The 7,129-nt window shown below is 67.6% G+C and carries 6 protein-coding genes; 4 read left to right on the top strand and 2 right to left on the bottom strand.

The window, feature by feature from the left end; all coding sequences use genetic code 11:
* On the bottom strand, positions 1–703 hold a 703-nt coding region (locus tag DCO49_RS11730), incomplete at its 3' end, for an energy transducer TonB (RefSeq protein ID WP_116864192.1).
* Positions 704–902: 199 nt separating this feature from the next.
* On the bottom strand, positions 903–1,529 hold the full coding sequence (locus tag DCO49_RS11725; RefSeq protein WP_116864190.1) for a TIGR00645 family protein: 627 nt from the start codon (positions 1,527–1,529) through the stop codon (positions 903–905).
* A 111-nt stretch (positions 1,530–1,640) separates the two neighbouring features.
* Between DCO49_RS11725 and DCO49_RS11720 the strand changes: the two genes are divergently transcribed.
* From DCO49_RS11720 to DCO49_RS11705, 4 genes are all read left to right on the top strand, one after another.
* On the top strand, positions 1,641–2,330 hold the full coding sequence (locus tag DCO49_RS11720) for a glutathione binding-like protein (RefSeq protein WP_116864189.1): 690 nt from the start codon (positions 1,641–1,643) through the stop codon (positions 2,328–2,330).
* 134 nt (positions 2,331–2,464) lie between these two features.
* Positions 2,465–4,690, top strand: a complete 2,226-nt coding sequence (locus DCO49_RS11715; protein ID WP_116864188.1) for a S9 family peptidase — start codon at positions 2,465–2,467, stop codon at positions 4,688–4,690.
* Between the two features lie 25 nt (positions 4,691–4,715).
* Positions 4,716–5,231, top strand: a complete 516-nt coding sequence (locus DCO49_RS11710; RefSeq protein ID WP_116864187.1) for a cytochrome c oxidase assembly factor Coa1 family protein — start codon at positions 4,716–4,718, stop codon at positions 5,229–5,231.
* 67 nt (positions 5,232–5,298) lie between these two features.
* Positions 5,299–7,101 carry a DUF885 domain-containing protein gene (locus tag DCO49_RS11705; protein ID WP_116864186.1) on the top strand — a complete coding sequence of 601 codons (1,803 nt, stop codon included), beginning with the start codon at positions 5,299–5,301 and terminating at the stop codon, positions 7,099–7,101.
* Positions 7,102–7,129 lie beyond the last annotated feature (28 nt).

The raw sequence follows: 7,129 nt of genomic DNA, 5'->3' as shown, positions 1-7,129 counted from the left end.
CGGCCTGCTGCTGCTTCTGCTCGGCCTCGCGACGCGCGGCGGCCTGGCGTTCGGCGTCTTGGCGCTCGCTGTCGCGGCGGGCCGCATCCTGCTGGGCGGCAATCTGCTTGGCCGCGTCGGCTTCCTTGGCGCGCTGCTCGGCCAGGCGCTGCTGTTCAACCAGCTGCTTGGCGCGGTCCTCGGCGTCCTTCTTGACCTTGGCGGTCTCGTCCTCGGTGCGCTTGGCGGCCACCTGCACGCCCTTGGTCAGGCCTTCCTTCAGGCGCGGCAGGGCCGGCGCGGACGGGTCGACCTTCTCGATCAGGGCCACCAGGCGCTGGCCTTCAGCGAAGTCCTCGCGGCCCAGATGCTGCTCGGCGGCAATCAGGGTGTAGGGCAGCAGGTCGGTCAGCGCGCTCTTCACCGAGGCGTCGTCCGGCGTCTTGTCGCGCAGGGCGAGGTAGTACTCGATGGCGTTGTCGCCGGCCGGCGCGTACATGCGGTTCTCGGCCAGGGCACGGCTGGCCGAATCGCGCAGCTGTTCGGTGCCCATCGACTGCACTTTGGCCGCCACGGCCGGTGCGGCAGGCGTGGTGGCGGGCGTGGCAGCGCCTTCGGCGGCCGGTGCTGGTGTTTCTTCCTTGCCCGAACAGGCAGCCAGTGCCAGTGCCAGGGCAACCGGCATCCACCGGCGCGCGGCAGCAATCGTTGTGACGTGCGACATCCTGCTCCCCTTTAGAAGACGACGTTACGTAAGCCGTGGATCTGCATGGCCGGGACCGGGGTCCGGGCGTGGCGGCTGGCGTTTCCCGACGCCGCCGCCGGCAACGGCGAGGGTGCAATCTAGCATCCCGCCCACCCTTGCGCACAAGGGGATGGGCCGTGCCGATGGCGACAAAAGCGGTCGCCATCGGCCATGTGGCTCAGTGCGCGCCGGGTTTGCCGTGGCTGTCAGCCTTGTCGTGGCTGCCGGACATCAGCTTGTCGGTCCAGGCGATGCCGATCGCCGACAGGATGAACACGCAGTGGATGATGGTCTGCCACAGCACGCCGTCGGCGGTCAGCATCGAGCACTTGGAGGCGCCGATGTTGGCGGCTGCGATGTTCATCTGCTCCGGGGTGCACAGCGGGATGCCGCCCAGCGCGCCGGTGGCGATGAAGGTCTTCAGCAGGTGGATCGAGGAGATGCCGATGATCGCCATCGCCAGCTTCACCTTCAGCACGCTGGCGTTGACGTGGCTCAGCCATTCCGGCTGGTCCGGGTGGCCCTCCAGGCGCAGGCGCGACACGAAGGTCTCGTAACCGCCGACGATCACCATCACCAGCAGGTTGGAAATCATCACCACGTCGATCAGGCCCAGCACGATCAGCATGATCTGCTGCTCGCCCATCGAGGCCGAATGCGAAATCAGGTGCCACAGTTCCTTGCCAAACAGGAACACATAAACGCACTGCGCCACGATCAGGCCCAGGTACAGCGGCAGCTGCAGCCAGCGCGAGGCGAAGATCAGGTTGGACAGCGGGGAGAGCGGCGGACGGTTTGCACTCATGCGGGGGATGCTGCGTTTCGAGGGAGAGGCGAGGTTACCGGGCCACCATGACGGTGCCAAGCCAACGCACGCACTAGACTTCAGATTCCTTCCGAACCCCGAGCCGACGCCATGATCGACCTGTATTACTGGCCCACCCCCAACGGCCACAAAGTCACCCTGCTGCTGGAGGAAGCCGGCCTGGAATACCGCATCCACCCGGTCAACATCGGCTCGGGTGACCAGTTCAAGCCGGAATTCCTGGCCATTTCGCCCAACAACAAGATGCCGGCCATCGTCGACCATGCCCCGGCCGATGGCGGCGCCCCGCAGAGCGTGTTCGAATCCGGCGCGATCCTGCTGTACCTGGCTGAAAAGACCGGCCAGTTCCTGCCCAGCGACCCGCGCGGCCGCGTCACCACCCTGGAATGGCTGTTCTGGCAGATGGCCGGGCTGGGCCCGATGAGCGGCCAGATGGGCCACTTCAACGTCTACGCGCCGGAGAAGATCCCGTACGCGATCGAGCGTTACGACAATGAAGTGCGGCGCCTGCACGGGGTCATGGACAAGCGCCTGGCCGAGCACGCCTACCTGGCTGGCGATGAATACACCATCGCCGACATGGCCAGCTACCCGTGGGTTGGCGCCTACGACAAGATTCCGGTCGATTTCGCCGCCTTCCCGAACCTGAAGCGCTGGCATGACGCCATCGCCGCGCGCCCGGCCACCCAGCGCGCCTACGCCCTGAGCAAGCAGGTGAACCCCAACGCTGGCAAGCCGATGAGCGAGGACGAGCGCAAGCACCTGTTCGGCCAGCGCTGAAGGTTGCAGAGGCCGGGGTCAGATACCTTTGCCCGGCAAAGGGATCTGACCCCGCCTGGCCATGGGCAGAAGGTCATGCTGCCTTCGCGCACCGGCTTGGTTAGGATGGACGCTGACGTTGCCCGGGATGTCCCATGCGCCACCTGTTCGCCTCGCTTGCCCTCATGCTCGCCACCACCACTGCCGCCCACGCTGAAAAACTCACCCTGGAAGCCATCACCGGCCCGCTGCCGCTGTCCGGCCCGACCCTGATGAAGCCCAAGGTGGCCCCGGACGGCTCGCGCGTCACCTTCCTGCGCGGCAAGGACAGCGACCGCAACCAGCTGGACCTGTGGAGCTACGACATCGGCAGCGGCCAGACCCGCCTGCTGGTCGATTCGAAGGTGGTGCTGCCCGGCACCGAAACCCTCAGCGACGAAGAGAAGGCCCGCCGCGAGCGCCAGCGCATCGCCGCGATGACCGGCATCGTCGATTACCAGTGGTCGCCGGACGCGCAGCGCCTGCTGTTCCCGCTGGGCGGCGAGCTGTACCTGTACGACCTGAAGCAGCAGGGCGCAGCGGCCGTGCGCCAGCTGACCCACGGCGAAGGCTTTGCCACCGATGCCAAGCTGTCGCCCAAGGGCGGCTTCGTCAGCTTCATCCGCGGCCGCAACCTGTGGGTGATCGACCTCGCCAGCGGCAAGCAGCTGCAGCTGACCGCCGACGGCAGCGCGACCATCGGCAACGGCGTGGCCGAGTTCGTCGCCGATGAGGAAATGGACCGCCACACCGGTTACTGGTGGGCGCCGGATGATTCGGCCATTGCCTTCGCCCGTATCGACGAAGCGCCGGTGCCGGTGCAGAAGCGCTACGAGGTCTACGCCGACCGCACCGACGTGGTCGAACAACGCTACCCGGCCGCCGGCGATGCCAACGTGCGCGTGCAGCTGGGCGTGATGGCGCCGGCGGCCGACGCGCAGCCGCGCTGGGTCGACCTGGGCAAGGAGCAGGACATCTACCTGGCCCGCGTCGATTGGCGCGATGCCAAGCACGTCACCTACCAGCGCCAGTCGCGCGACCAGAAGCTGCTGGACCTGGTGGAAGTGGCGCTCGATTCCGACCGCCAGCGCGTGCTCGCCCACGAGACCAGCCCGACCTGGGTGCCGCTGCACAACAGCCTGCGTTTCCTCGACGATGGCAGCGTGCTGTGGTCGTCCGAGCGCACCGGCTTCCAGCACCTGTACCGCATCGATGCCCAGGGCAAGACCACCGCGCTGACCCGCGGTGACTGGTCGGTAGACGAACTGCTGGCCGTCGATGAAAAGGCCGGCAAGGCCTACTTCCGTGCCGGCATCGATTCGGCGCGCGAAAGCCAGATCTACGCCGTGTCGCTGCAGGGCGGCCAGCCGCAGCGCCTGTCCAAGGCGCCGGGCATGCACACCGCCAGCTTCGCGCGCAACGCCAGCGTCTACGTGGACACCTGGTCGAACAGCACCACGCCGCCGCAGATCGAGCTGTTCCGGGCCAACGGCGAGAAGATCGCCACCTTGCTCGAGAACGACCTGTCCGATCCCAAGCACCCGTATGCGCGCTACCGCGAAGCGCAGCGCCCGATCGAGTTCGGCACGCTCACCGCCGCCGACGGCAAGACCCCGTTGAACTACAGCATCATCAAGCCGGCCGGCTTCGACCCGTCCAAGCGCTACCCGGTGGCGGTGTACGTGTACGGCGGCCCGGCCAGCCAGACCGTCACCGACAGCTGGCCCGGCCGTGGCGACCACCTGTTCAACCAGTACCTGGCCCAGCAGGGCTATGTGGTGTTCTCGCTGGACAACCGCGGCACCCCGCGCCGCGGCCGTGACTTCGGCGGCGCGCTGTACGGCAGGCAGGGCACGGTGGAAGTGGCCGACCAGCTCCGTGGCGTGGCCTGGCTGAAGCAGCAGCCGTGGGTGGACCCGGCGCGCATCGGCGTGCAGGGCTGGTCCAACGGCGGCTACATGACCCTGATGCTGCTGGCCAAGGCGTCGGACAGCTATGCCTGCGGCGTGGCCGGCGCACCGGTCACCGACTGGGGTCTGTACGACAGCCACTACACCGAACGCTACATGGACCTCCCCAAGCGCAATGAAGCGGGCTACCGCGAAGCGCGGGTGCTCACCCACATCGAGGGCCTGCGCTCGCCGCTGCTGCTGATCCACGGCATGGCCGACGACAACGTACTGTTCACCAATTCGACCAGCCTGATGAGCGCGCTGCAGAAGCGTGGCCAGCCGTTTGAACTGATGACCTACCCCGGCGCCAAGCACGGTCTGTCCGGTGCCGATGCGCTGCACCGCTACCGCACAGCCGAGGCCTTCCTGGACCGCTGCCTGAAGCCCTGACGGACCCACGGGAAGGAGCCCGCCGATGCATCTGCCACCGCCGATCCCCGGCCACCGCGCTGCCAGCCCTGGCTGGTGGCGCCGCCACTGGCGCTGGGCCATGCCGCTGTCGGTGGTGCTGTTGCTGGGCGGCGCAGGTGGCGTGGTGACCTGGAGCGTGCTGCGCTGGAGCGAGGCGGCACGCGAGAGCCCGCCGATGCGCGAAGCGCTGCGTCGCGCGGGCTGCAGCATCGAACTGGTGGAAGCCTTCGGCGAGCCGCTGCATATCGAATCGATGCCGCTGGGCAGCATGCAGACCGCGATCAACGGCCAGCGCGATGTCGGCCTGACCGTTGCGCTGGAAGGACCGCATGCGCACGGACGGTTGTTCGTGCAGGGCAGCCGTCGCGATGAAGTCTGGGATTACCCGGTGATGTATGTACTGGCCGAAGACAAGCAGACCTTCGATCTGACCGCGCTGGATGACGACGAGGCTGCGGGAGAGTGCGAGTTGCAGGCCTGCCGTGATCGCGGCGAATGCCCGCTGACCGCGGCGTTGTGACCTCCGGCCGATTGTCGCCACCGCGCTGAGCGCGTAGGGTGCGGGCAACCCTGTCCTGGAGTGCACCATGAAGCCGATTGCGTTCGCCGTTGCCCTGGCCCTGACTGCCGCACCGCTGCTGTCCGCACCGCCGGCCTTGGCCGCGCCGGCTGCCAAGGCCGCCACACCGGCCAGCCCGGCCTGGGTCGCCCGCAGCAATGCGCTGGCGCAGATCCTGCTGGACGCGCAGGGGCCGTTCCAGCCGGAAGAGACCGGCTTCTTCGGCGTGCCCGGCTACGACGACAAGGTGGCCGACCTTGGCCCCGACAACGGCAAGCGCTACCGCGCGGCGATCGCCAAGGCCCGCGATGAGCTGAAGGCGAAGCTGGCCACGGAGAAGGATCCCAACGTTCGCCAGGATCTGGCGATCATGATCCACGCCGCCGACCAGAACATCGAAGGCAGCACGCTCAACGAGAAGTACCTGCTGCCGTGGAGCGACGCGCCGCAGACGGTGTTCAGCGGCCTCAACCTGCTGCTGTCCGACCAGGTGCCCGCCGAGCGCCGGGCCAAGGCGCTCGACCGCCTCAAGGCCTATGCTGGCCTGCAGCCGGGCGGCACCGCGTTCACCACGCTGGCCCGCCAGCGTTACGAAGAACGCCTGAAGGACAACACGCTGCTGCAGCCCACGCAGATCGAAGTGCAGCAGTCGCTGGACAACGTCGAGACCTACATCACCGGCATCGAGTCGCTGCTGAAGAAGTACCAGATTGCCGGCGCCGATGAGGCAATGAAGGCCCTGGCCACGCAGATGAAGGACTACGCCGCCTGGGCCCGCAAGGAAGTGCTGCCGAAGGCGCGCACCGACGCACGCCTGCCGGCCCCGTTGTATGCGTTCCAGCTCAAGCAGGTCGGCATCGACATCGATCCGAAGCTGCTGATGCAGCGTGCGCAGCTGGAATTCATGGAAACCCGCTCGGCGATGCAGCAGCTGGCGCCGCTGGTGGCGAAGGATAAGGGCCTGAAGGTCGCCGACCCGAGCGACCCGGTGGCGGTGATCCGCGCGCTGAAGGCCGACAAGATCGCTGACGATCAGCTGGAAGGCCACTACCGCAAGGTGATCGACGCGATCGATCCGCTGATCCGCGAACACGGCATCGTCGACGTGCCCAAGCGCGCCATGCAGATGCGCCTGGGGTCGGCGGCGGAGAGCGCCGCCAGCCCGGCCCCGCACTTCCTGCCGGCGCCGCTGGTCAACAACACCGGGCAGCAGGGCACCTTCGTGCTGCCACTGGGCAACCCGGCCGCAGGCCCGGGTGCGCAGTACGATGATTTCAACTTCGGTGCGGCGGCGTGGACGCTGAGTGCGCATGAAGGCCGTCCAGGCCACGAGCTGCAGTTCACTGCGATGGTCGAGCGTGGCGTGTCGCTGGCGCGCACCATGTTCGCGTTCAATTCGGTGAACGTGGAAGGCTGGGCGCTGTACGCCGAGGCGGAGATGGTGCCGTACGAGCCGCTGGACGGGCAGATGATCGCGCTGCAGTTCCGCCTGCTGCGCGCGGCCCGCGCCATGCTCGACCCGATGCTCAACCTCGGCCTGACCGACCGTGCCAACGGCGAGCGTGTGCTGATGGAGCAGGTCGGCCTGTCCAAGGCGATGGCCACCCAGGAACTGGACCGCTACATGGTGCGCATGCCGGGCCAGGCGGGCAGCTACTTCTACGGCTACACCCGCATCCTCGAACTGCGCATGCAGACCGAGCTGGCGCTGGGCGCGAAGTTTGATCGACTGGCGTTCAACAACTTCCTGCTCGACCAGGGCCTGCTGCCGCCGGACCAGCTGGCCGAAGCGGTGCAGCAGCAGTTCGTACCGAAGTACCAGAAGAAGTAAGCGGTAGCGCCGGGCCGTGCCCGGCGAG

Source organism: Stenotrophomonas sp. SPM (assembly GCF_003105135.1).
Classification (GTDB): Bacteria; Pseudomonadota; Gammaproteobacteria; order Xanthomonadales; family Xanthomonadaceae; genus Stenotrophomonas.
Note: the sequence above shows the minus strand (reverse complement) of the source record. Positions and strands in the feature narration are given on the sequence as shown.

Coding starts and splice junctions, on each gene's coding strand:
- DCO49_RS11720 (WP_116864189.1), top strand. CDS start 1,641: ATGATCGACCTGTATTACTGGCCCACCCCCAACGGCCACAAAGTCACC.
- DCO49_RS11725 (WP_116864190.1), bottom strand. CDS start 1,529: ATGAGTGCAAACCGTCCGCCGCTCTCCCCGCTGTCCAACCTGATCTTC.
- DCO49_RS11715 (WP_116864188.1), top strand. CDS start 2,465: ATGCGCCACCTGTTCGCCTCGCTTGCCCTCATGCTCGCCACCACCACT.
- DCO49_RS11705 (WP_116864186.1), top strand. CDS start 5,299: ATGAAGCCGATTGCGTTCGCCGTTGCCCTGGCCCTGACTGCCGCACCG.
- DCO49_RS11710 (WP_116864187.1), top strand. CDS start 4,716: ATGCATCTGCCACCGCCGATCCCCGGCCACCGCGCTGCCAGCCCTGGC.